Here is a 25425-nt window from a genome sequence, read left to right as displayed (position 1 = left end):
TGGGGGAGGGATAAGGGTCATGACGTGCACAAACCTGGGGTCGGGCCAGCAGTTCACCGTTGGGCAAGGGCCGCTGTTGCATCCCGATTTGCGGAGGTACTAAGGGTATGTCCCGAGCCGTCGCCGCAGGCGCTCCAGTCGCCAAGGTGACGTGGCGTTTTGGGGCCAAGCTGCGCGCAATCGGGTGTCAGGTCCGTGCATTGCAACCATGCGTGCCTGTAATGCCGTGTTGGACGGGGCAGTCTGGCCCGTCATCAGGGCGCCACGGAGCGAAGTCAGACTTTAGAGAAGGCTCTCGATGTGGGGATCACCCCAATCGACGGGGCGTGGACCGTGCGGCACTCTCATGGGCATGCCCTGCGCTGGGTGTGGATGGCGGCTGAAACCGTTCCTCGGTTTCGGCTTCTCCCCTGCAGCGGAGTGGTGGCAAGGTTTGTGCTTGGAAGCCCCCAGTGACCCCGGTGGTCGGTGGCCACAAGCAGTTTGCAGGTTGGAGTGTGTGCCGCAATGCACATCGCTACTCAGGAGTGACTGATGAAGAAGATGGTTTCGCTGTGTTCAGGTGCGCTGGCAACGCTGTTGATGTCGGGATGCGCCAGCCAGCCGCCCGTGATGCAGGCCTTTAGCGAGCCAACGGACCGCGGCAGCATGCAGTTCGCCTGCGGCAATGGCGAAAAGGTGGAGATGCAGTTCTACCCCGAGCAAGGCCGCAGCGTGTTGCGGCGCAGCGGCTGGACGGTGGAACTACCCAAACAGGCCTCGGAAACCGGCTACGCCTTCAGCAATGGCCCCACCACTGTGCTCGGCAAGGGCAATGAGCTGACCATCCAGATTGGCCATCTGGCACCGATCTGGTGCCGTAGCAACCGCCCCATGATGGTGGCGGGCGTGCAATAGGCGGGCTGCAGAGCAGGCCACCCCCGCGCCCGGTGGTTTCGGGTTGCGGCATTCTTCAAAAACAACAGCTGCCAGCGCCTATGAACAAGGCGCTGGTGGCTTTTTTTGTGGGTAATTTCTAGATCGCTTTTCCAGGTGGTGGGGTGATGCGGGTCGGCACTCTCACGCTGCCGCTGCGAACGAATTCATGCACCACTGCGCAGCCGCTGCAACTCGGCCTCCGCAACGTCGATGCGCACCGTGCCCTGCGCCACCAGCACCTGCGCAACGCGGTCGATCTCGTCGCCCGCGGCGCCCGCCATCATCGCGATGTTCTGCGCGTGCAGGGCCATGTGCCCCTTCTGGATGCCGGTGGTGGCCAGGGCCTTCATGGCCGAGAAGTTTTGCGCCAGGCCCACGGCCGCAATGATCTGGGCCAGCTCGCGGGCCGACGTGACACCCAGAATCTTGAGCGCTGTCTTGGCCGTGGGGTGCAGCTTGGTGGCGCCGCCCACCAGGCCCACGGCCATGGGCATTTCGATGGAGCCTGCCAGGTCGCCGTCGTTGGTCACCTCCCACGTTGTCAGGCTGGTGTAGCGGCCGCTGCGTGCGGCGTAGGCGTGGGCACCGGCTTCTACCGCGCGCGTGTCGTTGCCGGTGGCCAGCACCACGGCGCTCACGCCGTTCATGATGCCCTTGTTGTGCGTGGCGGCGCGGTAGGGGTCGGCTGCCGCAAAGTGGTAGGCCGCCAGCATGCCGTCGCGCACCGCCTCGCCGCCGATGTCGGCCGTGCGCCACACGCAGCGTGCACGCGCCAGGCGCCGGTCGGCCAGGTTCGACAGGATGCGCAGGTTGGTCTGCCCGCCCGTCCATGCCGCAATCTGCGGCGCAATCTTTTCGGCCATGGTGTTGACGGCATTGGCGCCCATGGCGTCGCGCGTGTCCACGATGAGGTGGGTGATCACCATGGTGCCGCCGCGGGTGTCGATCACCCGCACCTCCAGGTCCCGGAAGCCGCCGCCCAGCTTGACGAGGATGGGGTCGCAGGCATCGCACAGCGTGCGGATGTCTTCCTTGTGCTCCAGGATGCGGATGCGTGCGTGCTGCGGGTCAGACACCTGTGTAAGCTGGATCTGCGCAATCATCTCGGTGCCCGACATGGAGGTAACGAAGCCGCCGTGGTCATAACACTGGCGCGCCGCGTTGCACACCGCGGCCACCACCGACGATTCTTCGGTGGCCATGGGGATCAGCCGGTCTCGGCCGTCGATCTTCATGTTGGTGGCAATGCCCACGGGGATGTTCATCGTGCCGATGACGTTCTCGATGAGGTGGTCGGCCAGTTCGGCAGGCAGGTTGCCGGTGTTCAGCAGGTGGGCCTTGTCGTCGTCGCCAAGGCCCGCAAACTGGGCTACGGCGTCGATGCGTGCGGGAATGGCGAGCTTGTGAAAACCGCCGATGCGGCTGCTGGGGTGTGCGGTGGAAGTCATGGACGTGTTTGGGATAAATGGGTGAACAAGCGGCTCAGCGCGACGCCATCAGCCGGGGCAGGTAGGTGACCAGATCGGGGAAGGCCGCGCAGATGAGCAGGCCGACGAACTGCAGCCCGAAGAACGGCAAGATGCCCCAGTACACGGCGTTCATTCCAATGTGGCTGGGCAGCGTCCCCTTGATGTAGAACAGCGTGTAGCCGAACGGCGGGCTGATGTAGCCCATCTGGATGGTGATGGCGTACAGCACGCCAAACCACAGCTCGTCAAAGCCCAGCAGCCGCACGATGGGCAGGAACACCGGGACCGTGAGCAGGATGATTCCCAGCTCGTCCAGCACCGTGCCCAGGAACACCAGCAACAGCATCATGGCCGCCAGGATGAGCCAGCGGTTCACGTCCAGCCCCTGGATGAACTGCAGCAAAGTGTCCGCCCCGCCCAGGCCGGTGAAGATGGCCACATAGGCCTTGGCGCCCAGCGTGATCCACAGGATCATCGCCGTGGCTTTCAGTGCATCGGTCGCTGCGCCGCGCAGCATGCCGCGCTCCCACCGGCGCTTGATAAGGCTGGGCAGCAGCGCTCCGGCCACGCCTACCGCCGCAGACTCGGTCGGTGTCGCGATGCCGAAGAAGATCGAGCCCAGGATCATCACGATCAGCATGGCGGGTATCACCAGGGCCTTCAGTGCCACCAGCTTTTCGCGCAGCGGTGCCTTGCGGGTGCTGGGGTCCAGGGGCACCCACTCGGGCTTCACCCAGCCCACCACGATGATGTAGGCGATGTACAGCGCGGCCAGGATGAGGCCCGGCACGATGCCTGCAATCAGCATCTGGCCGATGGATATCTGGGCCGTGACGGCGTACACGATGGTCAGCACCGATGGCGGGATCAGGATACCCAGCGTGCCCGACGCGCAGATCGTGCCCAGCGCCAGCTCGGGCTTGTAGCCGCGGCGCAGCATCTCTGGCAGGGCGAGGATGCCCATGGCCGTCACGGCCGCACCCACCACGCCGGTCATGGCCGCCATCACCACGCAGATGATGACGGTGCCGATGGCGAGGCCGCCTTTGAGGCGCCCAAACCACAGCTCCATCGCGCTGTACAGGTCTTCGATGACACCCGAGCGCTGCAGGATGCAGGCCATCAGGATGAACAGCGGGATCGCGAGCAGTGCCTCGGACTTCATCGTGTCGAAGATCTGCAGCACCAGCACGATGACCGCGTTGGGCTCCCACAGCGTCACGGTGAACAGCAGCGACAAACCGCCCAGCACAAAGGCAATGGGCAGACCGGTGAGCATGAACAGCGTGAGGCTGCCGAACATCAGCACCAGGATCATGTTGGAGGTCATGGGTGGGCCTCCGCGGGGGACGCGTCAACGGTTGCTTCGCCAAACAGCGTGCGAAAGAACTCCACCACGGCCTGCAGCAGCATCAGCGCCAGGGCCAGCGGCACGGCGGCCTTCACCGGCCAGATAGGTGGGTTCCAGGCTGAAAAGCTGGTCTCGCGGTAGGTGAAGGCGCTGTAGGCTGCGGGTGCGCTGAAGTACAGCAGGATGGCGCAGAACAGCACGATGATGGGAAAGTTCACCAGGTCCAGCCGCCGCTGCCATGCGGGGCTCAGGCGCTGGCGCGCCACGTCGAGCGCCACATGGCCCTTGAGGTGCAGCAGGTACGGGCCGCCCAGCAGAAAGTAGGGGCCGAACAGCAGCACGGCCAGCTCCATGCCCCACACCGTGGGCGCATTGAACACATAGCGTGCAATGACTTCATAAAGCATGACGGGGACCACGATGGCCATCAACCACACCGTGGCCTGGAAGATCCAGCGGTTGAGTGTGGTGATGGCAGACGTGGAGACAGAGAGCCATGACGGCATGGGGTGACTCCTCAGAACAGTGGGGGCGAGCCCATGCGCACTGGCGCGCACAAAGGGCGCCAGTGCAAGGTCCGCCGCGTGCGATCAGGCCAGCAGGCCCAGTTCTTTCATGAAGGCCACCTGGCTGTCCAGGATCTTGGTGGCGAGGGCGTCGCCCTTGGTGGCGGTGCGCCACGCGGCCATGGCCTTGGGCCGTGCAGCGGCGATGTCGGCTGCGCTGAATCGGATGATCTCGCAGCCCTTGGCCTGGTACTTGGCCAGCACGGTGGCATCGCTCACCAGAATGTGCTGGCGCAGTGCCGCCGAAATCTCGCGCGCGGCCACGGCCAGCGCGGCCTTGAACTCGGCGGGCAGCTTGTCGTGTGCTGCACGGTTGGCCACGTAGCTGGTGGCGGTGGTGGGCTGGTGAAAGCCCGGCACCACTACAAACTTGGCCACCTCGGCCAGGCCGGCTTCAAAGTTGGCCGTCAGGTCGCCCCGATCGGCCATGTCGATCACGCCCTTGTCCAGCGCCGAATACACCTCGCCGGTGGGCAGCGGCGTCACCGACACGCCCATGGCGCCCATCACGGCCGAGGCCAGGCCCACAAAGCGACCCTTCTTGCCCGTGAGGTCGGCGATCTTGCGGATTGGCACCTTGGAGTGCAGCGGCTCTTGGCCGTACACGGTGGGGGCGATGTAGTGCAGGCCTGCGGGCGCATACGCCTGGCGCACCAGGTCAAGCCCGCCACGCTCGTAGAACCAGGCTTCGTATTCGTCGCTCTCGGCAAAGCCGAACGGAATGGTGCTGGTGAAGGCAAACGCGGGGATCTTGCCAGCCTCGTAGCCGTCGAAGGTTTTCATCAGCTCAAACGCGCCGCCGCGCACGGCATCAAACGCCTGTGCAGCGGGAACGATCTGGCCTGCGGCAAACAGGTTGATCTTGAAGCGTCCACCGGTCAGCTCTGCCACGCGGGCCACAAAACGCTCTTCAAACTTTTGCGGCGTGGTGCCGCCGTCCCACAGCGCCTGCATGCGCCAGGTGACGGTGGCCTGCGCGTGACTGGCCAGGGGCGCCGCAGCGCCCACGGCAGCGGCTGCAGCCAGGGTGGATTTGAGGATGTTGCGTCGTTGGACGGCTTTGTCTGCCATGTCTTGTCTCCGGTTGGTTTGGAATGTGTGCACCCATCGCCGTGGGTTTGCTGCCTCGGCCCAATGCGCAGTGTGGGCTGCGGGCGAGTTCGAAAAGTATATGGACAATGCAGCCAGTGGTTGGATACAGTTTGGGCACAGATTACAAAACTGTACCCATCAATAAACGGGTACAGATCAGGAGACAGACCCATGCCCCACCCCGAAGAAGACGCATCGCCCGACAGCAAGGTTGAAGCGCTGGCGCGCCGCATTGCGCAGTCCATCGAACAAGGCACCGTGCTACCCGGCACCCGCCTGCGGTCCATCCGCGATGCAGCCGTCAAAGATGGTGTGGGCCGCAATACGGTGGTGGAGGCCTACAACCGCCTGGCCGCGCGCGGCTATGTGGAAGCGCGGCCCGGCTCGGGCTATTACGTGCGCAAGCCCAGCAGCAGCGTACATGCCCAGGCCCCTGCGCCGCATGTGACCGAGGCGGTGGATGTGGTGTCGCTGCTGCGTGAGCAACTGGAGCAGCACTACGAGGTGCGTGTGGGCGATGGCCGCCCGCCCGCGTCGTGGATGGAGGGGTCCGAGCTGGGCAGCTCGCTGCGCCGCGCGCGCTCGCAAGGGCTGTCGGACATCGAGCATGGCTACGGCACTCCCTGGGGCTACCTGCCACTGCGCGAGACCATCGCGCGCATGCTGGGCGAGCGCACCATCCCGGTCAATCCGCGTCAGGTTTTGCTGACCCAGGGCGCCAACCACGCGCTGGACCTCATCGTGCGGCACCTGCTGGACGCGGGCGATGAGGTGCTGGTGGATTCACCCGGCTACTACCCGCTGTTTGGCAAGCTCAAGCTCGCCAAGGTGGAGATGCTGGGCGTGCCCCGGCTGGCCGATGGCCCCGACCTGGATGCGCTGCAGGCGCTGCTGGAAAAGCACCGGCCCAAGGTGTTCTTCACGCAGTCGCTGGCGCACAACCCCACAGGCGGGTCGATCAGCCTGCCCAAGGCGCACCGCCTGTTGCAGATGGCTGCGGCCTATGGGTTCTTGGTGGTGGAGGACGACCCGTTTGCCGACCTGCAGCCGCCCAACGCCCCGCGCCTGGCAGCGCTGGACCAGCTGGAGCGCGTGATCTACGTGAGCAGCTTTTCCAAAACGCTGTCGGCCGGTCTGCGCGTGGGCTACATCGCCGGGGCGGCGCACCGCATCAATGCGCTGTGTGACCTGAAGATGGTGACGGTGGTGTCCACGTCCGATTTTGTAGAGCGCGTGGTGCACCAGCTGATCTCTGCGGGCCAGTACCGGCGCCATCTGAGCCGTCTCAAGGCCCGGCTGGACGGTGCGTTGGGCCCTGCGCAAAAAGCATTGGCACGCCTGGGCCTCACCGTGCACCCCAGCCCGCCGGGCGGCTATTACCTGTGGGTGGAGTTGCCGCATGGCATCACCGAGCTGGGCCTGGCCCGCAGTGCGGCAGAGCGGGGCATTTTTCTGGCGCCGGGTGCCGTGTTCTTTCCGCAGCGGCAGGGCCAGCAGCAGCCTTTGCAGGCCATGCGGGTGAACGTGGCCTATGCCAACGACCCGCGGTTTTTGCGCTTTCTGCAGGGCGCGCTCAAGGCGGCGTCTTGAAGGCGCGCCGAACCCGGTTCACAAGTCCGTGCGCAGCTTCCAGATCTCGGGGAACAGCACCACGTCGAGCATCTTGCGCAGGTAGCTCACCCCGCCCGTGCCGCCCGTGCCGCGCTTGAAGCCGATCACGCGCTCCACCGTGGTCACGTGGCGGAAGCGCCAGAGGCGGAAGGCGTCTTCGAGGTCGGTCAGCTCCTCGCCCAGCTGGTACAGGTCCCAGTGCTTGTCGGGGTTGCGGTACACGGTGAGCCAGGCCTGCTCCACCGCATCGTTTTCCACATAGGGCTGTGTCCAGTCGCGCTCGGTGTGGCTGGTGGGCACGGCCAGGCCACGCCGCGCCAGCAGGCGCAGGGCCTCGTCGTACAGCGATGGCGCCTCGTACGCGGCCTGCACCTGGGCGAGCAGGTCGGCACGGTGCTCGTGGGGCTTGAGCATGGCCCGGTTCTTGTTGCCCATCGAGAACTCGATGCAGCGGTACTGGTAGCTCTGGAAGCCGCTGGACTGGCCCAGGTACGGGCGCATGGCGCTGTACTCGGGCGGCGTCATGGTGGCCAGCACGTCCCAGGCGTGCACCAGCTGCTCCATGATCTTGCTGACACGCGCCAGCATCTTGAACGCGGGCGGCAGCTCGTCGCGCGCAATGTGGCTGATGGCTGCGCGCAGCTCGTGCAGCATGAGCTTCATCCATAGCTCGCTGGTCTGGTGCTGCACGATGAACAGCATCTCGTCGTGCGCGGGCGACAGCGGCTTTTGCGCGGTGAGGATGGCGTCGAGCTGCAGGTAGTCGCCGTAGCTCATGGACTTGCTGAAGTCGAGCTGGGCGCGCTCTTCGTGCACGATGGATTCGGGCAGGGCAGCAGACGCCGGGTTGTTGCCATCAGCAGGGGTTTGCGAGAAAGGGCACATGGTGGTTTGCCTTTCCGATCAGGTGACGGCGTGCGTCTGGTTGAACTCAGGCTTTTGCCACTCGCCACTCTCCAGCACCTGGCGCAGGTGCTCCACGGCGTTCCACACGTCTTCAAAGCCCAGGTACAGCGGCGTGAAGCCAAACCGCAGGATGTCCTTGTGGCGGCCCGTGCCGCCGTCTCCCTTGCGGAAGTCGCCAATCACGCCGCGCGCAATCAGCGCCTGCACGATGGCGTAGGCACCGCTGTCCTGGCCGTTCACGCCCGCACCTTCGTCACGCGTCAGGCATACCTGCGAGCCGCGCTGGGCATGCGCACGCGGCGTGGCCAGGCCCAGGCCGTGGCCTGCGCAGCGCTCTTCCACCAGCTGGATGAACAGGTCGGTCAGCGCCAGCGACTTGGCGCGCAGCGCGGCCATGCCGCCCAGGCTTTGTGCGGCGGTGAACACATCCAGCCCGCATTGCAGGGCCGACAAACTGATGATGGGCTGCGTGCCACACAGGTAGCGCGTGATGCCCGGCGCTGGCTGGTAGTCGGGCGTGAATGCGAAAGGTGCCGCATGGCCCCACCAGCCGGACAGCGGCTGCCAGAAGCGGCTGGCATGGCGCGGGTGCACCCACACAAAGGCCGGGGCGCCGGGGCCGCCGTTCAAATACTTGTAGCCGCAGCCAATCGAGAAATCCGCGCCTGCGCCGTTCAGATCGACCGGCACCGCGCCCGCGCTGTGCGCCAGGTCCCACACGCACAAAATGCCCTGGGCGTGCGCGGCGGCGGTGATGGCGGCCATGTCGTGCATGGCGCCAGTGCGGTAGTTCACGTGCGTGAGCATCAGCACGGCCACGTCGCCGGTGAGTGCTGCGGCGATCTCTTCAGGCTCCACGAGTACGAGGTCAAGGCCGCGCTCCTTGCACAGGCCTTCGGCAATGTAGAGGTCGGTGGGGAAGTTGCTGCGCTCGCTCACGATGCGCTTGCGGGCGGGGCTGTCTTCGCGCGCAATGTTCAGCGCCGCGCTCAGCACCTTGTAGAGGTTGATGGAGGTGCTGTCGGTGCACACCACTTCATCCTTGCCCGCGCCAATCAGCGGGGCGAGCTGGTTGCCCAGGCGCTGGGGCAGGTCAAACCAGCTGGCGGTGTTCCACGATTTGATGAGGTCCGTGCCCCATTCGCGGGTGACTACATCGGCCACGCGCGCGGCGGCGGCCTTGGGGGCCACACCCAGCGAATTGCCGTCCAGGTAGATCACGCCCGGGGGCAGGGCGAAGTGGCTGCGCAGCGGCGCGAGGGGGTCTTGCGCGTCGAGCGCGCGGCAGTCTTGCAAGGTAGTGGTCATGGTGTTCAGAGTGGTTTGCTTCTGTTTTGATAGCTGCTACCGTATGATGGACGAGCGGTAGATGCCAAAAAAGCTTGAAATTTTTGGGCTACAGCGCCCGCAGCACTGCGCGCACGGGCGACGCGTCGGCCGTGGTCAGCTTGAGCGGCAGGGCGATGAGTTCGTAGTCGCCCTCGGGCACGGCGTCTAGGACCAGGTTTTCGAGTACGCGCAGGCCCCGGCGGCGGATGACCTGGTGGCTCTCCAGTGTCTTGCTGTCGGCCGGGTCGATGCTGGCGGTGTCGATGCCCACCAGCAGCACGCCCAAGTCGGCCAGGCGTTCGATGGTGCCGGGCGCATAGGCGGCCAGCTGGGCATCCCAGCGGTCCACAGGCATGTGTTCATAGGTGCGCACCAGCACGCGCTGCGGTAGGGTGCCGTCCACTGCGTGGGCGATGTGCTCCCAGGAGATGAGCGGACCGCAGTCAATCGCGTGGATCACGCGGCAGGGGCCCAGAAAGGCGTCGAGCGACACGTCACCGATGGTGGCGCCCTGTGCGTCGTAATGCAGCGGCGCATCGGCGTGCGCGCCCACATGGGGCGACATGGTGATCGCGCTCACGTTGACCGGGCAGCCGGGGCCGATGGTGGCGCACCACTGCTGGCTGTAGGCCGTGTCGCCGGGGAATACGGGGCTGCCCGCGTGCACGGGCGGCGAGATGTCCCAAAGCCGGCGGGCGGTGGGGGAGGAGGGCGTTGACATGGGACAAAGTTTGCATGTCCCGAAAAACCCGTGGTGTCGGTTATTTCCAACACCTGGTCGATTTTTTGTTGAAGCCTAAACTACTTTGATGCGGCAGTAGCCCGGCTGCTGGAGGGTGTCACTTCACATGCCGGTGCCTTCCGCCAGCGGCGCCAGCCCGTGCCGCGCACGCGCCTTGTGGCAGGCGTGGTCGCCCGCCGCGAACTCGCGGCAGGGTGCCGGGCGCAGTTCGTAGATGCTGCAGGCCACTTGCTGGCCCACCTGGCCGGTGAGCGCAACGCAGCGGATGGGCACCTGCTCCGTGCCCCGCATGCGGCAGGTGCTGCCGTTCACATCCAGGGCCAGACCGTCGGGCACCGTGCCGCCCATTGCCTGCATCTCGTACACGGCAAAGTCCACACGAAAGCTGGCGCAGCAGGCGCCGCAGCTCAGGCACGGGTGGGTGGAATCGGCGGTGGTCATCGTGGTCGCGTCGTCGGACATGCGGGGCGGGCGGTGGGCCTGCGGCGGGGCCGTCAGGCGCTGTGCGGGAGAGGAATGCTAACGAAAAAGCCCACGCCCCGGCCGTTCAGGCCCGCACCGATCTGCACCTGCCCGCCCATGCGCAGCACCGCCTGCCGCACGATGGCCAGGCCCAGGCCCGAGCCGTTGGCGGCATGGCCCAGGCCCCGGTAGAAGCGCTCGAACACATGCGTTTGCTCGGTGGCCGCGATGCCCGGCCCGTCGTCCTGCACCGATAGGTGCAGCGCCGTGCCCTCGCGCCACAGTGCCACCGCCACGTTGCCGCCGTTGGGCGTGTAGCGCAGCGCGTTGTCGATGAGGTTGTGGGCGATGGATTCGAACGCAGGCTGGTCCAGCCGGGCGGGCAGGGTGTCGGGCGCGTCCAGCGACAGCTCGATCTGCCGTGCCATCGCCTGCGGCGCGGCCTGCGCCAGCGCGCCACGCAGCCACTGCGCCACGTCCAGGTCGCGCGGGGCGGGGCGCTGGGCGTCGTCCAGCGCGGCCAGGTCCAGCAGTTGCTGCGCCAGGTGCGAGGTGCGGGCGATGGCCTGCTCCAGGTGGGCCTGGGCCTGCATGCGTTCCTCTTCGATGGGCGAGCGGGCCATCACATGGGCCTGGGCGGTGATCACGGCCAGCGGCGTGCGGATCTCGTGCGCAGCGTCCTGCACAAAGGCGCGCTCGCGCTTCACCTTCTGGCGCAACTGGGCGAAGAGGTGGTCCAGTGACTGCTCCAGGGGCTTGAGTTCGCGGTGGCGGGCGTTGAAGCCCACAGGCTGCAGGTCGTCCTTGCCGCGCTGGGCAATGAGGCGTGCTAGTCGTTGCAAGGGGCGCAGGCCATTGCGCACCGAGAGCCAGACGGGAAGCAGTACGAACGGCATGGCCAGTAGCAGATAGGGAAGGATGAATCGGCCGTTGTAGGCCAAAAACGCTGAATCCGTGCGTTTGGGCTCAAACACCTGCAAGGCCCACCGGGCGTTGCGGCCCGTATAGATTCGATAAACGCTGCCGCCCGCGCTTGTTTCAATGATCACGCCGACTGCTGTGGGTTGCGCGGAAGGCAATGTCAGGTCCTTTAGCTCAGGCGAGGTATAGACCGGCTGCCCCGCCGCATCGCTGAGTGCATGCAACGTCTTGCCAGGAAAAACACCGCCTTGCCTGCGCCGTATGTACGTCCATGCTTCGGTAGATGCAATAGCTGCGGCCGCTTGCCCGGGGTCTGCAATGTTTTGTAGCGATACGAGCAGCGCATCGCCATACTTTTGAAGCCCTGGGTCATTGGCAATAGCATGCTTGTAGGTGACGAAGATGTAGGCCAGCAGAACCGCCCACACCAGCACAAAGGCCAGCAGTACCGACACCACACTGCGGCGCACCAGCGTGGGCTCGGCCAGCTTGGTCCAGGTAGTTTGCAGATGGCGTGAAAGAGAGAAGGGGCGTGTCATGGCTGCAGCAAATAGCCCACGCCGCGCACGGTGCGGATCAGCTCCGCCCCGATCTTGCGCCGCAGGTTGGACACATGCACTTCGATGGCGCCAAAGTCCACGGGCTCGCCCAGCGGGTCCAGCCGCTGCGAGAGCAGGCTTTTGGACACCACCACGCCCGGCTCGCGCGCCAGCTCCAGCAGCAGCTGGAACTCGCGCGGTGACACATCCAGCACCGTGCCATTGCGCTGCACGGCATGGCGCCGCGGCTCGATCACCAGCTCGCCCAGCACCCAGCGCTCGCTGGCCTGGCGGGCGCTGCGGCGCAGCACGGCGCGGATGCGCGAGAGCAGTTCGGCCGTAGCAAAAGGCTTGACCACGAAATCATCGGCCCCGCCATCCAGCCCGGCCAGCCGGTCTTCCACGGCCGAGCGCGCGGTGATCACGATGATGGGCACCTGCTCGCCCTGCGCCCGCCAGCGTGCCAGCAGGTCGAAGCCGCTGCCGTCGGGCAGCGTCAGGTCCAGCAGCACGCAGTCGATGGTGGTGGCATCGACAGTGGCCGGGGCATCCACCGTGCGGCGCAGCCATTCGCTGGTCAGGCCCTCCACCTTCAGCGCGGACTGCAGCGCACGGCCCAGGTCCAGGTCGTCTTCGATGAGCAGGATGTGCATGGGTGCGATTGTGGCGGGTGCGAAGCCTGCGGGGCGTTGTCTGAAGCGGTGTCTTTGGCTGGCGTTAAGGCTGTGGTTTGCACAATGTCAGCGGGCGCAGCCCAACGTGACTCGCGCACCGACGTTTGAGGGAGAAGAAGAATGAATGGAAGAAGCTGGGGAGGATGCTCTTGTGGGTGATGACCAATCGACGATGAATTTATCGGCCCCTTCTGGGTTGGTGCTGCGGCCGTTTTGTGGCCCATCGGACTTCCCGGCCATGGCCGAGGTGGCCAATGCCAGCTTTGATGCAGACGGGGTGCTCGCACGCCGCGCGCCCGAAGACCTGGCACGCGACTACGCCGCCTTCACCAACTGTGATCCGTATCACGACGCAATCATGGCCGAGCTGGATGGCGAGCTGGTGGGCTATGGCCGGTGCTGGCGGTTTACCCAGGCCGACGGGTTGACGCTGCACGCGCAAATCGGTTTTGTGCCCGGGCGTTGGCGCGGGCGCGGCATTGGCCGTGTGCTGCAAGGTTGGATTGAGCGGCGGCACCACACCGTGGCAGCGCAGCAGCCGGGCGGCCCGCACGTGCACCATGCCTATGTGCAGCAAGGCGAGGAAGCGCGCGCGAAGCTGCTGCAGGCCAGAGGCTATGCGCCGATGCGGTACTTCTTCGAAATGCTGAATACCGAACTGCATGCTGCGCCGGACTTTCCCCTGCCGCAAGGGCTGGAACTGCGGCCCGTTTTTCCAGAGCACTACCGCGCCATCTGGGACGCTCACCACACTGCGTTTGAAGACCACTGGGGCATGGCACCGCCGTTGCCTCGTGACTACGACACTTGGTTGGAGAGCTGGGTTTTCCAGCCCGCGCGCTGGCAGGTGGCGTGGGACGGCAATGAGGTCGCAGGCCAGGTCCGCACGTATATCAACGAGGATGAGAACCACCATCTGTCACGGCGCCGGGGCTACACCGAGTTCATCAGCGTGGGGCGCAAGTGGCGCAGACGCGGTCTTGCAAGGGCATTGATCGCCCGCAGCCTCCGCCTGTTGGCCGACGAAGGGATGGCCGAGTCGGCGCTGGCGGTGGACGGTGAGAACCTGACGGGCGCTAATCGTGTGTATGCGGACTGCGGATTTCAGGTGGTCAAGCGCAACACGATTTACCGCAAGCCGCTGGAGGTGCCCAAGCTGTAGTCGCGGCGTGCGTTGGCTCCGGAATCACCTGTCGCGTGGATGCTGCAGTTCAGCGACACCCAGGGGCACAGGCATAGGTCTTAGGCTGCGCTTAAGCCCTGCCCTCGGACAATCTGGCGCAGAGAGGGCGTCTATGAAGCAAACAATAAACAACAGCCATCGCATTGCCATCTGGGCGACGTGCTTGGCCTCTGCGGCAGGGAGTTCGTCATGGGCGCAGGGTACGCCGGAGGGAACGGGCGGCGCTACGCCATCGCTTGATGGCGTCACGGTCACGGCACGCAGGTCGTTGGAGCAGCGTTTTTTTGCAGCCGGGTCGCTGGTGGTGGTGGACCGCAGCGACATCGAGCAAATGGGCGCGTTCTCGGTGGCCGATGTTCTGCGCCAGCTGCCAGGCGTGCAGGTGACGCCAAGTGCTGACGGCAGCGTGGAGATCCGCATGCGTGGCATGGAGCGCGGTGCCACGCAGTTGCTCATCGATGGCCAGCGCGTGGGCGGCAAGCGCACGCAGCTGCCCATTGACCAGCTGCCGCCCGAGCTGATCGAACGCATCGAGGTGGTGCGCGCGCCAAGCGCAGAGTTCTCGGGCGCCACGGGTGGCACGCTCAACATCGTGTTGCGCCAGGCCACCGTGAAGCGTGAAACCACGCTGCGCCTGACCGACAACCACGTGTGGGGCCGCAATGCGGGGCAGGCGTTTTTCTCGCGCACCGGCCCCTTGGGGCCAACTTCCACGGGCGCCGACGAGCCTCGCGAAGCGGAGGCCAGCCAGCCCTGGTCGTACTTCGTCGCTGCGTCTGCAACAGGCCTGCTTCTGGGTTCAGACACGCACCGCAGCACGCAGCGTGACGGGGCTGACGTGGCGCAGTCCGACACCAGCGCCCGCTACAAGCGCACCGACTACGCGCTGGTGCCGCGCATCAGCGGGAAGCTGGGGGCGGCAGACCAGGTGACGCTGCGGGCAACCCTCAGCAAGGCTGACTTTGGCGGCACAGCCGACAGCGTGGGCAGTGGCGATGGCACATATGCCCTGAACTCGCAGGAGTCGCACCAGTACGACCGTCGCTATCTGCAAGCAGCCGCCGACTGGACACACCGCTTTGCTGCCAGCAAGCTCGAAACCACGCTGACCGCCAGCCGGGCCAGCGACACCGTGGACCGCAGAGGAGATCTGTTGCGCAACATTGGCGCGGGCGGTGCAGTGGTCACCGACAGCTACAGCTTTGTGGACGACCGGCGCGAGGATGTCTGGAGCCTCAGCAGCAAGCTCACCGGCACGGCCGATGCACTGCTGTGGAGTGCCGGGGCGCAATTTGAAGACCGCAAACTCTTCGTCAGCACCACCGCGAGCGGCGCCCTGCCGGTGAACTCGGGCCTGGACGCTGGCATCCGCCGGTGGGTGGTCTGGGGGCAGAACGAATGGGAGCTGCCGGCCAGCACCACGCTCACGCTGGGCCTGCGCGGCGAGCGTGTGGAGCTGAACGGGGGAAGCTCGGCAGTGGCGGGCAGCAAGCAGTGGAACATCCTCCAGCCATCGCTGCACACCCGCACGCCGTTGTCCGACGACCTGCAGTGGCGTGTGAACCTCGCCCGCGTCACCCAGCTGCCGCGCGTGTGGGACTTGGTGGACCGGGTCATCCCCAGTCAGGGCAGCAACAGCCTGGGCAACCCCGACACCATCGGCAACCCCAACCTGCGCCCGCAGGTAGCCTGGACGCTGGACACCGGCTTCGAGCGGCGCCTGACCAACGGCCACGCAGGCCTGAACCTGTTTGTGCGGCAGATGAGCGATGTGCTGGCGCCCACGCTGCAATTGAACGGATCGCGATGGGTAGAGCAACGTGCGAACGTGGGCGACGCGATGGTTTGGGGCCTGGAAGCGGATGCCCGCACGGGGCTCGCTTGGCTGGGCCTGGGACGCGACTGGACGCTGTCGGCCAACGCGAGCCTGCTGCAATCGCGCATGACCAGCGGGCCCAATGAAGGGCGGCGCATCCCCGGGCAGGCACGCTACGTGGCCACGCTGACCGCTGCCAAACCCATGCCGCGCACCGGCGGCTGGTATGGCGGCGCCACGTTGACCATGACCGGGCGTGCCGACCAGGACATCAACTCCACACTCACCGGCCAAAACCGCGCGAACGCCATGCTGGACTTCTACGTGGGGCAGCTGGTACGCGGACTGGGATATTGGCGGCTGGGCGTGTACAACGTGGGCGACGCGCACTTCCGCCGAGATCGCGTGGATGCTTCGGGCGCGGTGCCTGTGGTCAGCCGCAGCAGCATGCAGTGGACGCCGCGTGCGTACCTGACCGTAGGGACGCAGTTTTGAACTCGCTGCGCAACGGTGGTGTAGCGTCCGTCAGCGCTCTCAGTCAGCCGAGTGAGCGAGAAAGGTCAGTATGAAAACAGGAACGAGGTTTGCAGCAGTTTCTAGCCAACTCTCTGTACTTGTGGTCACAGCGTCGCTGTGCTGTGCCATGGTGGCCGACGCAGTCGCCGCACCGTTTGGCTCTGCAAAGCAGGTTGATCAAGGCGCTGCCACGGCAGAACCGGTTTTCACGCGGGCCCGCTTAGTGTCCGTTCAGCCTGATCGGGACGGCCGACTGCTGGTGCGTTTGAAGCTGCTGCCGCGCTCCAAGATTCCGTTCACCACGCAGACGTTCACGGTGCGCGACAGGGAGCTTCTGGCTGACATTCCCGAGGGGGCGTGGGTTAAGTTCACGGCCCGAAATATCGATGGTGAAAATACGCTGACCAGCATTCACGCAGTGCCGGAATGCAAGCGCTTTCAGTCCTGCGACTGATGTAGCGCTGTCACGCCCGACCCTGGTTTCCGGTACAGCGCGTTACTTTGTCTCCGGGCCGTAGAGCCGCCCTTCGGTCAGCGCCTCCAGCGCATGGCTCAGGTTCGTGCGCGCCTGGGCTTCGTGCCGTTGGTAAAGCAGTTCCTTGCCGTAAATGCGCGGCCGGTCAAGAAACCCCTGCAGCACCGCACTGCGCCCCGCCGCATAACGCGGCCAGCGCACAAAAAAGTATTCGCGCCGCACATTGCGTTCGAACTGGCGGTACACCGCGTCGCTCTGGCCGAGGATGGACAGGTCGATGTCGACCACCCACTGTGCATCGCCCGTGAGTGGGCCGGGGGTGTGGCGGGTGTCGAGGATGTGCTGGTGCACGGTTTGCGCCAGCGTGGCGGGTAGGCCCTGGCCCAGGATGAAGCGGCTTGCCCAGTCGGCGCTGCGCTCTTCGTTGTGTTTGCTCCACGGCCAGTAAATGGCATCGTGATACCACAGGGCCAGCGCAACAGCGTGGGGGTTGTCGAGTGCGGCGGGTTGCTGATCCTGCACCGCGTGCCAATGCCGCAGGCAGGCCCAGAGGTGGGTGGTGTCGTGGTAGGCGCGCGGCCAGCGAGCCCAACTGAGCACAAGCCGTCGCCCCTCTTTACGCCACGCCGGTGTATCCCGGCCGAGTGCTTGGCCCAGCGATGCCCAGTGTGCCAGCAGTTCAGCGCTGTGGGCGGGCTGGCGACGCCAAGGCATGGAGAGCCAAAAAATCAGGCTATGCGGCCGAGCAGAAGGTACTCCATGAGTGCCTTCTGCACGTGCATCCTGTTTTCTGCCTCATCCCACACCACCGACTGCGGCCCGTCGATCACATCCGCCTCGACTTCCTCGCCCCGGTGCGCAGGCAGGCAGTGCATGAACAGCGCATCAGGCTTGGCGGCGGCCATCATCTCGGCGTCTACGCACCAGTCGGCAAACGCCTTTTTGCGCTCTTCGTTTTCTGCCTCGTAGCCCATGCTGGTCCACACATCGGTAGTGACCAAGTCGGCGCCTTGGCAGGCTTCAAGCGGGTTGCTAAAAAATTGATAGCTGCTTGCGCTTGTCCCACCTGCGCCAGCAGCCAATTTCTCATCAATTTCGTAGCCACGGGGTGTGCTCACATGCACCTTGAAGCCCAGCAGCGCAGCCGCCTGCAGCCAGGTATTGGCCATGTTGTTGCCGTCGCCCACCCAGGCCACCGTCTTGCCCTGGATGGAGCCGCGGTGCTCGATGTAGGTGAAGATGTCCGCCAAGATCTGGCAGGGGTGGTATTCGTTCGTCAGACCATTGATGACCGGCACGCGGGAGTTGGCGGCAAAACGCTCGATCTTGGCCTGCTCGTAGGTCCGGATCATCACTAGGTCCACCATGCGGCTGATGACCTTGGCGCTGTCTTCAATCGGCTCGGCGCGGCCCAGCTGGCTGTCGCCGGTGGTCAGGTGCACCACGCTGCCGCCGAGCTGGTACATGCCGGCCTCGAAGCTCACGCGCGTGCGTGTGCTGGCCTTCTCGAAGATCATCGCCAGCGTGCGGTCTACCAGAGGGTGGTGCTTCTCGTAGGCCTTGAACTTCTTCTTGATGAGCGCGGCACGCTCGAACAGGTAGGTGTATTCGTCGGCGGTGAGGTCGTTGAACTGCAGGTAGTGTTTCATGGGCTTGTGTCTCGGTGCCGGCCGATTACTCGGCCAGGATAGCTTTGACCAGCGGGGTCAGTTTGGCGACGATTTCGTCGGCCTCGGCGGTGGTCAGGATCAGCGGGGGAACCAAACGGATCACGCTGTCGGCCGTCACCGACAGGAGCAGGCCGGCTTCGGCAGCGCGGCCAATCAGTGCGCCGCAGGGCTTGTTCAGTTCGATGCCCAGCATCAGGCCCTGGCCGCGAATTTCCTTCACGCCGGGCAGGCTGCCCAGTTCGCGCTGCAGCGCTGCCCGCAGGTGGTCGCCCACCGTGGCCGCATTTTGCAGCAGGCCTTCTTCTTCCATGATGCGGATGGTCTCGACCCCTGCGCGCATGGCCAGGGGGTTGCCACCAAAAGTGGTGCCGTGGTTGCCGGGCTGCAGTACGTTGGCGGCCTTGGGGCCAGCCACCACCGCGCCAATCGGCACGCCCGAGCCCAGGCCCTTGGCCAGGGGCATCACGTCGGGCACGATGCCTGCCCATTGGTGCGCAAACCACTTGCCGGTGCGACCCACGCCACACTGCACTTCGTCAATCATCATGAGCCAGCCGCGCTCGTCGCACAGCTTGCGCAGCTGCTGCAGATATTCCACGCGCATCGAATTGATGCCACCTTCGCCCTGGATGGTTTCAAAGAACACGGCCACCACATTGGGGTTGCCTTCGGTAGCCTTTTTGATGGCCTCGATGTCGTTCATGGGCACGCGGATGAAACCTTCGACCAGCGGGCCAAAGCCGCTGTGGATCTTGGGGTTGCCCGTGGCCGACATGGTGGCAATCGACCGACCGTGGAAGGCCTTCTCGTACACCACGATCTCGGGCTTGGCGATGCCTTTGTCCACGCCGAACTTGCGCGCGATCTTGAGCGCGGCTTCGTTGGCTTCCAGGCCCGAGTTGCAGAAGAACACGTTCTGCATGCCCGACAGCTCCACCAGCTTGGCGGCCAGTTGCTCTTGCAGCGGCACGTGGTAGTAGTTGGAGGTGTGGATCAGCTTGGTGATCTGGTCTTGCAGCGCGGGCACCAGCTTGGCGTGGTTGTGCCCCAGCGTGTTCACGGCGATGCCACCCAGGCCATCGAGGTATTCCTTGCCGTTCACGTCCCAGACTCGGCAGCCTTGCCCACGGGCCAGCGCGATAGGTACGCGGCCATAGGTGTTCATCACGTGGGGCGAAGCTGCCGGGGTGGTAGCGGTCATGCAGAAATCTCCAGACGGTGCGGTGATGGGTTGGCTTGTGGCCTGTATGAAACCCGAAAAAGCGAAGCACGATTCTAGGGGGAGCCCGGTGCATGGCTGTTGAAGATTGCGCATCACTGCAATGCGGGCACTACCTGAGTTTTGGCCCCTATGTGCAGCCCGACGCAGGGTTTAGGGAGTCAGCTCTTATATAAGAGTTAGAATGTCGCGCTGCGGTGCAGCATGCAGTGATCCTGTGTCTGGCGCGCTCACTACCACTCCAATCCCCGATGGTTTCCCCCTCCTCCAAAGAAGTCTTCATTCAGGGCATCACCCACGATGGGAAAACCTTTCGCCCCAGCGACTGGGCCGAGCGGCTGGCCGGGGTGATGAGCAGTTTCCGCCCCGGCGGAGCGCGCCCTGGTAGCCATCTGAGCTACTCGCCCTGGTGCATTCCCACCACGCTCAATGGCGTGAAATGTGTGGTGGTGCACCGCGACCTGCAGGGCCACGAGCCCATGGCCTGGGATTTCGTCATCAATTTCGCGCGCGACAACAATCTGCAGGTGGCTGAAGCCTGCCTGCTGCCCGATCCCCCGTCCTCCAAGCTCTGAGCCGGCTTGTGGCCTGACCGCTTGCGGACCAGGGGTGTCTTTGTCGGCCTTTGCGCTGGCTCTCTCACGGATTTCAGCATGGGCTGCCGCAAAGCAGGGACCTCACACGTCCGGCCCTTTGGCTCGGTGCTTGCTTCCCGCCCAGAAACGAAAAAACCGCCTGAAGGCGGTTTAATTCGTTTTTCTTTTGCTGGCAGCGCACCCGTTACAAACGGCGAACGGCATATGCCGTTCGGGCTGTTTGCCTGCCGGGGCAGGCGGAGGGGTTGGTTTAGGCGGCTGCCAGTGCCAGGGCTTTCACCTTGGCAGACAGACGGCTCTTGTCGCGAGCAGCCTTGTTCTTGTGGAAGATGCCCTTGTCAGCCACGGTGTCCACCACGGCTTGCATCTTGGCGAACAGTTCGGTCGCCTTGGTCTTGTCGCCAGCCAGAACAGCCTTTTCGACGTTCTTGACAGCGGTACGGTATTTGGAGCGCAGCGAGGTGTTCGCAGCGTTGAGCTTGATGTCCTGACGGACGCGCTTGCGGCCCGACGCCAGGCGCGGGTTCTTTTTCTTGGGTTTAGCGGATGCCATGATTTAGTTCCTTGGGTCTGTGGATGATGCCAGCAAAGCCCGCGATTATAGCCCAAGGCTGTTTGTTCATCGCCATGGTGTTCAAAACCGGCGTAGCGCCATCGCTAGCGTACCCCTGGAACCGGCTCTGCCGGGCCACAGGGTGCGTCCCCCTCTGGGGGAAGGCGCGAAGCGGCTCAGGGGGAATACACTCCCGCCCGTGTCACTGTTCAAAGCCGCCTCCACCGTTTCCCTTTTGACCCTTGCCTCCCGCATCACCGGGCTGGTGCGAGAGCTTCTCATGGCTTCCGTCTTTGGGGTTAGTGCCATGACGGACGCCTTCAATGTGGCATTTCGTATCCCCAATCTGTTCCGGCGGGTGCTGGGCGAGGGCGCCTTCAGCCAGGCTTTTGTCCCGGTGCTGTCCGCCACCCGTGCCCAGGAGGGCGAAGAGAGTGCCCGCGCGCTGATCGACCATGTGGGCACCTTGCTGGCATGGACGCTGGTGCTGCTGTGTATTGCTGGCGTGCTGGGCGCCCCCTGGATGGTGTGGGGCATGGCCAGCGGGCTCAAGCAGTCGCCCCAGGGCTTTGACGCCGCCGTCACCATGACGCGCTGGATGTTCCCGTACATCGGCTTCATGTCGCTGGTGGCGCTGGCGGGGGGCATTCTCAATACCTGGAAGAAGTTTGCAGTGCCGGCGGCGTCGCCGGTGCTGCTCAACATCGCACTGATCCTGTCCATCACGGTGGGCGCACCCTGGTTTTCCCGCCATGGCATCGAGCCCATTTACGCCCAGGCGGCGGGGGTGATGCTGGGTGGCTTGCTGCAACTGGCCATCCAGGTGCCTGCGCTGGTGCGCCTGGGGTTGCTGCCGCGCATTGGGGTGCGCTGGGCGGCCATTCGTGCCGCCTGGTCCGACCCCACCACGCGCAAAGTGGCACGGCTGATGCTGCCCGCGCTGCTGGGGGTGAGCGTGGCGCAGATATCCCTGCTGATCAATACGCAGATTGCCTCGCACCTGCCCACAGGCAGCGTGAGCTGGATCACCTACGCAGACCGCCTGATGGAGCTGCCGACCGCGCTGCTGGGCGTGGCGCTGGGTGTGGTACTGATGCCGCAACTGGCCAGCGCCCGCGCCAAGCAGGACGACGACCAGTACTCGGCCATGCTCGACTGGGGGCTGCGCTTGGTGGTGCTGTTGTCCGTGCCCTGCATGGTGGCCTTGCTGGTCTTTTCAGAGCCGCTGGTGGCGGTGCTGTACCACTATGGGGCCTTTGGCGATCAGGACGTGCGCCAAACCACCCTGGCACTCACGGGTTATGGCGTGGGCCTGGTGGGCATTGTGGCCATCAAGGTGCTGGCGCCGGGCTTCTATGCCAAACATGACATGCGTACCCCCATGCTCATTGCGGTGGCGGTGCTGGTGCTGACCCAGTTGATGAACCTGGTGCTGGTGCGTTACCTGCAGCATGCGGCCCTGACGTTGACCATCGGCATTGGCGCACTCATCAATGCCGGTTGGCTGTTGATCGGTTTGCTGCGGCGCGGCAGCTACCGGCCCCTGCCGGGGTGGGGCAAGTTCGCCCTGCAGGTGATCGCTGCGAGCGCCTTGCTGGCCGTGCTGCTGGTATGGGGTGCGCAGCATTTCGACTGGGTGGAAATGAGGGGGCAAACCCTGCAGCGGATAGGGTTGCTGGCGGCGCTCATGGCTGCTGCTGCCGTGCTGTACTTTGGCGCGCTGTGGGCAGCCGGGCTCAAGCTGCGCCAGTTGCTGCGGCGCTGATTTCACCGAAGGCCACAAATGCCCTGTCAAGAAGGGCTTTCTGTCGCTTGACGCCGCCCGCCCCGGCACTTACAACACCACCATGTCACTGAGCTATTCCGTACCCACCTCGCTGGAGTACTTTGCATCGCTGGTGCAAAGCGATGATCACTTCCCGCTGCTGGAGGCAGCGGCCAGCCTGGCGCAGGACGAATACCCTGAGCTCGACATGCAGCAACTGCTGGGCGACATGGACCAGTTGCTTGCGCGCATCAAGCGCCGCCTGCCTGCCGACGCACCTGCGCTGCAGCGCCTGCGCACGCTCAACCAGTTTTTCTTTGTCGACCTGGGCTTTGGCGGCAACATCAATAACTACTACGACCCTGAAAACAGCTATCTCAACGCCGTGCTGCGAACGCGCCGGGGCATCCCCATCAGCCTGGCCGTGTTGTGGATGGAGCTGGCCCAGGGCCTGGGCCTGCATGCGCGGGGCATTGCATTCCCCGGGCACTTCATGGTCAAGGTGCTGCTGCCCAAAGGACAGGTGGTGCTGGACCCGATCTCGGGCCAGTCGCTCAGCCGCGAAGAGCTTGCCGAACGGCTGGAGCCTTACAAGCGCCGCAACGGCCTGGTGGACGACTACGACGTGCCGCTGGGCCTGTACCTGCAGGCGGCCACACCGCGCGACATCATTGCGCGCATGTTGCGCAATCTGAAAGAGGTGCACCGCACGCAGCACGACTGGCAGCGCTTGATCACCGTGCTCGACCGGCTCATCGTACTGCTGCCTGACGCCTGGGGCGAGCGGCGCGATCGGGGGCTGGCCCATGCCGAGCGGGGCAACACCCTCGAAGCGATGGCCGATCTGGAAGCCTACCTGGCCCACGCCGAAGACGGGCTCGACATCGACCTGATCGCTGACCGGCTGAGCGCGCTGCGCAACGCCAACGGCTGACGCTCAGAACGGCGCGCTGCCTTCTGGCAGTGCCGCCTGCAATTGCGCCACCTGCCGACGCAGTTCGGTGTTCTCTGCCGTCAGTTCTGCCACGCGGGCCCGCAGGGCCTGCAGTTCATCGGCGCCCGCTTCGGAGCCCGGGCTGGCGTCCTTGGCCGCAGGGCTTTCGTCCGATGGCGCTTCTTCGCGTGGCTTGCGCTTGTTGAGTTCGCGCACGCGCTTGGCGGCCTGCTTGAGTTCGTCCTTGCCTGCCACGACGGCTGCCACCTGCTCCTCGGCGGGCAGCGTGGCTACGGCAGCTGCCGCATTGATGGAGATGGTGCCGGACTTCACGGCCGCCACCAGTTCCGGTGCGGCCTGCTTCTGGATTTTTTCGATCATCACCACCTGGCTGCTGCTCAGGCGCGCGGCCTTGGCAATGGCTTCGCGGCTGTCCAGGGGCGAGGGTGCGGGCAGGGCGGCCGCAGCTTCGGGGGTGTCAGGGGTGGTGGTGGCCGCTTCGGTGTCTGTGGACGTCGTTGCGCGGGCCTTGCGGTCGGCCATGATCTCGCGCTTGCGCAGCGCCAGTACACCGCGCTGGAAATCCGATACGCTGCGGCGTCCCAGGTGCTGGTCGATCATCCACAGGTGCACGTCTTCCATCGACTGAAAGCGCGGGTTTTGCACGGTCTGGAACGGCAGGCCATGCTTTTGGCAGATGCCATAGCGGTTGTGGCCGTCCACCAGCACATCGCCCCACAGCACCAGCGCGTCGCGGCAGCCTTCGGCCAGGATGCTGCGCTCCAGCGCCTCGTGTTCGTCGGGGGTCAGGGGTTCGATATAGGCTTTGAGTTCTTCGTTGACGACGATGTTCATGGCAGGGCAGGCAATCGGGAGCGGGGAAGGGGCGCGATTGTAGAGGCCCCGACAAGAGTCCTGGGCCAGGGCGCCGCCCTGGGCACTACTGGTCTCGCGTGCCCCGCAGCGCCAGCCAGCCCGCTACCGCTGTAAAGGCCGCCACCACGGCCACGATGATCCAGAAGCCGTGCCCGTTGTCAGCCAGCGGCACGCCGCCCACGTTCATGCCGAACAGGCCGGCCAGGATGTTGATGGGCAGGGCCAGCACGGTCACCACCGTCAGCACAAAGAGGCTGCGGCTGTTGGCTTCCTGCACGCTGGCTGCGATCTCTTCCTGCAGCAGCTTGATGCGCTCTTGCAGCCCCTGCATGTCGCGCAGCACCACCGAGAACTCTTCCGTGGAGTCGCGCAGCTCCTGCGCATCGTCCGATCCCATCCAGGCCGGTGGATGCTGCAGCAGGCGGAACAACGCCGCAGGCTCGGGCGCCAGCAGCCGCTGCAGGCGCACCAGCAGGCGCCGCAGCACACCCAGGCGTGCGCGTTTGTGGTCCAGGCGCCCGGCCAGCAGCGCGTCTTCCACGTCGTCGATGCGCTGGGTCACGCCGCGCACGATGTCCACCAGACCCGAGGCCTGCGTGCGCATCAGCTCGGCCAGCAGGGCCACGCTGGAGCAGGGCGCATTGCCGCTGCGCACGGCGGTGCGCAGTGCGTCCACCGACCGCAACGGGCGTGTGCGCCCAGTCACCATCAGGTGCGGCGCCACGCTGGTCCACAGGGTGGCGATGTCCGAGGGCTCGAACGCAAAGTCAAAGTGTGCGTCGTTGAGCACCGCGATCAGCGTGTCGTCGTCGCGCTCGATGCGGGTGGACACAGAACGGTCCTTGAGCGCGTCAAAAAAGGCTTCGGGCAGATCGGCATGCCGCTCCATCCAGCGCACGGCCTGCGCGTGGCTGAGGTTGAAATGCAGCCACAGGAACTGCCCTTGCGGTGCGGCTCCTGATGGAATGCTTGCCAGCCACTGCGCCGCCTGCACGGTATCGACCTCGCGCGGCGCGGTGTTTGCGGCGAGCAGGTAGCCGCAGATGAGCCCGGCGGCATCACCCCCATAGTTCAGGCTGTTGCCTGCAGGCGCAGCGTTGGGGCGGTGAGGGGCGGGGGGAGCGGAGGGCACGGGCCTGCATCCTGGCTGCTGCACATGACATGGCCGTGACAGATCACACCCGTGTCACGGTCCTGTCACTTGGCGGTACCACCATGGCGCCATCTTTTTTTGCACCGCCG

At 65.2% G+C, this 25425-nt stretch carries 24 protein-coding genes; 8 read left to right on the top strand and 16 right to left on the bottom strand.

From position 1 onward, the window contains the following. The first annotated feature begins 534 nt into the window (after positions 1 to 534). Complete coding sequence (locus AC2YJX_RS25625) at positions 535 to 897, top strand: MliC family protein (RefSeq protein WP_218298541.1); 363 nt, start codon at positions 535 to 537, stop codon at positions 895 to 897. Positions 898 to 1082: 185 nt separating this feature from the next. Here the strand turns inward: AC2YJX_RS25625 and AC2YJX_RS25620 are convergent, their stop codons facing one another. The 4 genes from AC2YJX_RS25620 to dctP all read right to left on the bottom strand — a co-directional run bounded on the left by AC2YJX_RS25620 (position 1083) and on the right by dctP (position 5375). Beyond that, positions 1083 to 2366 carry a hydroxymethylglutaryl-CoA reductase, degradative gene (locus AC2YJX_RS25620; protein ID WP_487257657.1) on the bottom strand — a complete coding sequence of 428 codons (1284 nt, stop codon included), beginning with the start codon at positions 2364 to 2366 and terminating at the stop codon, positions 1083 to 1085. 34 nt (positions 2367 to 2400) lie between these two features. Beyond that, positions 2401 to 3717: a TRAP transporter large permease gene (locus tag AC2YJX_RS25615; RefSeq protein ID WP_487257656.1), complete on the bottom strand. Its 1317-nt coding sequence runs from the start codon at positions 3715 to 3717 to the stop codon at positions 2401 to 2403. After that, positions 3714 to 4244 carry a TRAP transporter small permease subunit gene (locus tag AC2YJX_RS25610; protein ID WP_121507247.1) on the bottom strand — a complete coding sequence of 177 codons (531 nt, stop codon included), beginning with the start codon at positions 4242 to 4244 and terminating at the stop codon, positions 3714 to 3716. Before AC2YJX_RS25610 ends, AC2YJX_RS25615 begins: the two co-directional genes overlap by 4 nt. An 84-nt stretch (positions 4245 to 4328) precedes the next feature. Continuing rightward, positions 4329 to 5375, bottom strand: coding sequence for a TRAP transporter substrate-binding protein DctP (dctP, locus tag AC2YJX_RS25605; protein WP_176888715.1), 1047 nt, complete (start codon positions 5373 to 5375; stop codon positions 4329 to 4331). A gap of 192 nt (positions 5376 to 5567) precedes the next feature. Between dctP and AC2YJX_RS25600 the strand changes: the two genes are divergently transcribed. Beyond that, the gene (locus AC2YJX_RS25600) at positions 5568 to 6986 is read left to right on the top strand and encodes an aminotransferase-like domain-containing protein (protein ID WP_487257655.1); all 1419 of its coding nucleotides are present in this window, start codon (positions 5568 to 5570) and stop codon (positions 6984 to 6986) included. 18 nt (positions 6987 to 7004) lie between these two features. Here the strand turns inward: AC2YJX_RS25600 and kynA are convergent, their stop codons facing one another. The 6 genes from kynA to AC2YJX_RS25570 form a co-directional block, all read right to left on the bottom strand. Next, positions 7005 to 7892: a tryptophan 2,3-dioxygenase gene (gene kynA / locus AC2YJX_RS25595; RefSeq protein ID WP_487257654.1), complete on the bottom strand. Its 888-nt coding sequence runs from the start codon at positions 7890 to 7892 to the stop codon at positions 7005 to 7007. An 18-nt stretch (positions 7893 to 7910) separates the two neighbouring features. After that, positions 7911 to 9221 (bottom strand): kynureninase, encoded by a 1311-nt coding sequence (kynU, locus tag AC2YJX_RS25590; RefSeq protein ID WP_487257653.1) that lies wholly within the window; start codon positions 9219 to 9221, stop codon positions 7911 to 7913. An 88-nt stretch (positions 9222 to 9309) separates the two neighbouring features. Next, entirely contained in the window at positions 9310 to 9963 is a 654-nt protein-coding gene (gene kynB / locus AC2YJX_RS25585; RefSeq protein WP_487257652.1) for an arylformamidase, read from the bottom strand. Between the two features lie 123 nt (positions 9964 to 10086). Then, a complete protein-coding gene (locus AC2YJX_RS25580) occupies positions 10087 to 10446 on the bottom strand; it encodes a YkgJ family cysteine cluster protein (protein WP_487257651.1) in 360 nt (119 codons plus the stop codon). Positions 10447 to 10478: 32 nt separating this feature from the next. After that, positions 10479 to 11906 carry a sensor histidine kinase gene (locus tag AC2YJX_RS25575; protein ID WP_487257650.1) on the bottom strand — a complete coding sequence of 476 codons (1428 nt, stop codon included), beginning with the start codon at positions 11904 to 11906 and terminating at the stop codon, positions 10479 to 10481. Continuing rightward, the gene (locus AC2YJX_RS25570) at positions 11903 to 12559 is read right to left on the bottom strand and encodes a response regulator transcription factor (protein WP_228899793.1); all 657 of its coding nucleotides are present in this window, start codon (positions 12557 to 12559) and stop codon (positions 11903 to 11905) included. Before AC2YJX_RS25570 ends, AC2YJX_RS25575 begins: the two co-directional genes overlap by 4 nt. Positions 12560 to 12752: 193 nt before the next feature. Here AC2YJX_RS25570 and AC2YJX_RS25565 point away from each other — a divergent pair, with 193 nt between their 5' ends. From AC2YJX_RS25565 to AC2YJX_RS25555, 3 genes are all read left to right on the top strand, one after another. Then, positions 12753 to 13742, top strand: a complete 990-nt coding sequence (locus tag AC2YJX_RS25565; protein ID WP_487257649.1) for a GNAT family N-acetyltransferase — start codon at positions 12753 to 12755, stop codon at positions 13740 to 13742. Positions 13743 to 13875: 133 nt separating this feature from the next. Then, complete coding sequence (locus tag AC2YJX_RS25560) at positions 13876 to 16074, top strand: TonB-dependent receptor plug domain-containing protein (RefSeq protein WP_487257648.1); 2199 nt, start codon at positions 13876 to 13878, stop codon at positions 16072 to 16074. A gap of 70 nt (positions 16075 to 16144) precedes the next feature. Further along, complete coding sequence (locus AC2YJX_RS25555) at positions 16145 to 16549, top strand: hypothetical protein (protein ID WP_431152200.1); 405 nt, start codon at positions 16145 to 16147, stop codon at positions 16547 to 16549. A gap of 42 nt (positions 16550 to 16591) precedes the next feature. On the opposite strand, the gene AC2YJX_RS25550 is transcribed toward AC2YJX_RS25555, so the two are convergent. From AC2YJX_RS25550 to AC2YJX_RS25540, 3 genes are all read right to left on the bottom strand, one after another. Continuing rightward, a complete protein-coding gene (locus AC2YJX_RS25550; protein ID WP_487257647.1) occupies positions 16592 to 17170 on the bottom strand; it encodes an HD domain-containing protein in 579 nt (192 codons plus the stop codon). Between the two features lie 128 nt (positions 17171 to 17298). Beyond that, positions 17299 to 18219, bottom strand: coding sequence for an ornithine carbamoyltransferase (gene argF / locus AC2YJX_RS25545; protein WP_121507236.1), 921 nt, complete (start codon positions 18217 to 18219; stop codon positions 17299 to 17301). A gap of 25 nt (positions 18220 to 18244) precedes the next feature. Further along, positions 18245 to 19441, bottom strand: coding sequence for an aspartate aminotransferase family protein (locus tag AC2YJX_RS25540; protein WP_436130522.1), 1197 nt, complete (start codon positions 19439 to 19441; stop codon positions 18245 to 18247). 269 nt (positions 19442 to 19710) lie between these two features. Between AC2YJX_RS25540 and AC2YJX_RS25535 the strand changes: the two genes are divergently transcribed. Next, positions 19711 to 20034 (top strand): DUF3579 domain-containing protein, encoded by a 324-nt coding sequence (locus AC2YJX_RS25535; RefSeq protein WP_121507234.1) that lies wholly within the window; start codon positions 19711 to 19713, stop codon positions 20032 to 20034. A 271-nt stretch (positions 20035 to 20305) separates the two neighbouring features. Here AC2YJX_RS25535 and rpsT read toward each other — a convergent pair whose 3' ends face one another. Next, complete coding sequence (gene rpsT, locus AC2YJX_RS25530) at positions 20306 to 20608, bottom strand: 30S ribosomal protein S20 (RefSeq protein WP_008905691.1); 303 nt, start codon at positions 20606 to 20608, stop codon at positions 20306 to 20308. Positions 20609 to 20807: 199 nt separating this feature from the next. Between rpsT and murJ the strand changes: the two genes are divergently transcribed. Further along, a complete protein-coding gene (gene murJ, locus AC2YJX_RS25525) occupies positions 20808 to 22373 on the top strand; it encodes a murein biosynthesis integral membrane protein MurJ (RefSeq protein ID WP_121419265.1) in 1566 nt (521 codons plus the stop codon). Positions 22374 to 22455: 82 nt separating this feature from the next. Next, positions 22456 to 23307, top strand: a complete 852-nt coding sequence (locus AC2YJX_RS25520) for a SirB1 family protein (RefSeq protein WP_121422607.1) — start codon at positions 22456 to 22458, stop codon at positions 23305 to 23307. 3 nt (positions 23308 to 23310) lie between these two features. Here the strand turns inward: AC2YJX_RS25520 and AC2YJX_RS25515 are convergent, their stop codons facing one another. Together AC2YJX_RS25515 and AC2YJX_RS25510 are read right to left on the bottom strand one after the other, a co-directional pair. Beyond that, a complete protein-coding gene (locus tag AC2YJX_RS25515) occupies positions 23311 to 24162 on the bottom strand; it encodes a plasmid replication/partition related protein (RefSeq protein ID WP_487257646.1) in 852 nt (283 codons plus the stop codon). A gap of 85 nt (positions 24163 to 24247) precedes the next feature. Continuing rightward, positions 24248 to 25315, bottom strand: a complete 1068-nt coding sequence (locus tag AC2YJX_RS25510; protein ID WP_370628600.1) for a transporter — start codon at positions 25313 to 25315, stop codon at positions 24248 to 24250. Between the last annotated feature and the right edge of the window lie 110 nt (positions 25316 to 25425).

It is taken from the genome of Acidovorax sp. SRI_002, from assembly GCF_057586455.1.
The sequence above is the reverse complement of the archived record's forward strand: the minus strand, read 5'-3'. Positions and strand labels throughout refer to the sequence as shown.

What these genes read in the sequence shown, in the direction of transcription:
- AC2YJX_RS25625 (WP_218298541.1), top strand. Translation starts at nt 535, where the DNA reads ATGAAGAAGATGGTTTCGCTGTGTTCAGGTGCGCTGGCAACGCTGTTG.
- AC2YJX_RS25620 (WP_487257657.1), bottom strand. Translation starts at nt 2,366, where the DNA reads ATGACTTCCACCGCACACCCCAGCAGCCGCATCGGCGGTTTTCACAAG.
- AC2YJX_RS25615 (WP_487257656.1), bottom strand. Translation starts at nt 3,717, where the DNA reads ATGACCTCCAACATGATCCTGGTGCTGATGTTCGGCAGCCTCACGCTG.
- AC2YJX_RS25610 (WP_121507247.1), bottom strand. Translation starts at nt 4,244, where the DNA reads ATGCCGTCATGGCTCTCTGTCTCCACGTCTGCCATCACCACACTCAAC.
- dctP (WP_176888715.1), bottom strand. Translation starts at nt 5,375, where the DNA reads ATGGCAGACAAAGCCGTCCAACGACGCAACATCCTCAAATCCACCCTG.
- AC2YJX_RS25600 (WP_487257655.1), top strand. Translation starts at nt 5,568, where the DNA reads ATGCCCCACCCCGAAGAAGACGCATCGCCCGACAGCAAGGTTGAAGCG.
- kynA (WP_487257654.1), bottom strand. Translation starts at nt 7,892, where the DNA reads ATGTGCCCTTTCTCGCAAACCCCTGCTGATGGCAACAACCCGGCGTCT.
- kynU (WP_487257653.1), bottom strand. Translation starts at nt 9,221, where the DNA reads ATGACCACTACCTTGCAAGACTGCCGCGCGCTCGACGCGCAAGACCCC.
- kynB (WP_487257652.1), bottom strand. Translation starts at nt 9,963, where the DNA reads ATGTCAACGCCCTCCTCCCCCACCGCCCGCCGGCTTTGGGACATCTCG.
- AC2YJX_RS25580 (WP_487257651.1), bottom strand. Translation starts at nt 10,446, where the DNA reads ATGTCCGACGACGCGACCACGATGACCACCGCCGATTCCACCCACCCG.
- AC2YJX_RS25575 (WP_487257650.1), bottom strand. Translation starts at nt 11,906, where the DNA reads ATGACACGCCCCTTCTCTCTTTCACGCCATCTGCAAACTACCTGGACC.
- AC2YJX_RS25570 (WP_228899793.1), bottom strand. Translation starts at nt 12,559, where the DNA reads ATGCACATCCTGCTCATCGAAGACGACCTGGACCTGGGCCGTGCGCTG.
- AC2YJX_RS25565 (WP_487257649.1), top strand. Translation starts at nt 12,753, where the DNA reads ATGAATTTATCGGCCCCTTCTGGGTTGGTGCTGCGGCCGTTTTGTGGC.
- AC2YJX_RS25560 (WP_487257648.1), top strand. Translation starts at nt 13,876, where the DNA reads ATGAAGCAAACAATAAACAACAGCCATCGCATTGCCATCTGGGCGACG.
- AC2YJX_RS25555 (WP_431152200.1), top strand. Translation starts at nt 16,145, where the DNA reads ATGAAAACAGGAACGAGGTTTGCAGCAGTTTCTAGCCAACTCTCTGTA.
- argF (WP_121507236.1), bottom strand. Translation starts at nt 18,219, where the DNA reads ATGAAACACTACCTGCAGTTCAACGACCTCACCGCCGACGAATACACC.
- AC2YJX_RS25540 (WP_436130522.1), bottom strand. Translation starts at nt 19,441, where the DNA reads ATGACCGCTACCACCCCGGCAGCTTCGCCCCACGTGATGAACACCTAT.
- AC2YJX_RS25535 (WP_121507234.1), top strand. Translation starts at nt 19,711, where the DNA reads ATGGTTTCCCCCTCCTCCAAAGAAGTCTTCATTCAGGGCATCACCCAC.
- rpsT (WP_008905691.1), bottom strand. Translation starts at nt 20,608, where the DNA reads ATGGCATCCGCTAAACCCAAGAAAAAGAACCCGCGCCTGGCGTCGGGC.
- AC2YJX_RS25520 (WP_121422607.1), top strand. Translation starts at nt 22,456, where the DNA reads ATGTCACTGAGCTATTCCGTACCCACCTCGCTGGAGTACTTTGCATCG.
- AC2YJX_RS25515 (WP_487257646.1), bottom strand. Translation starts at nt 24,162, where the DNA reads ATGAACATCGTCGTCAACGAAGAACTCAAAGCCTATATCGAACCCCTG.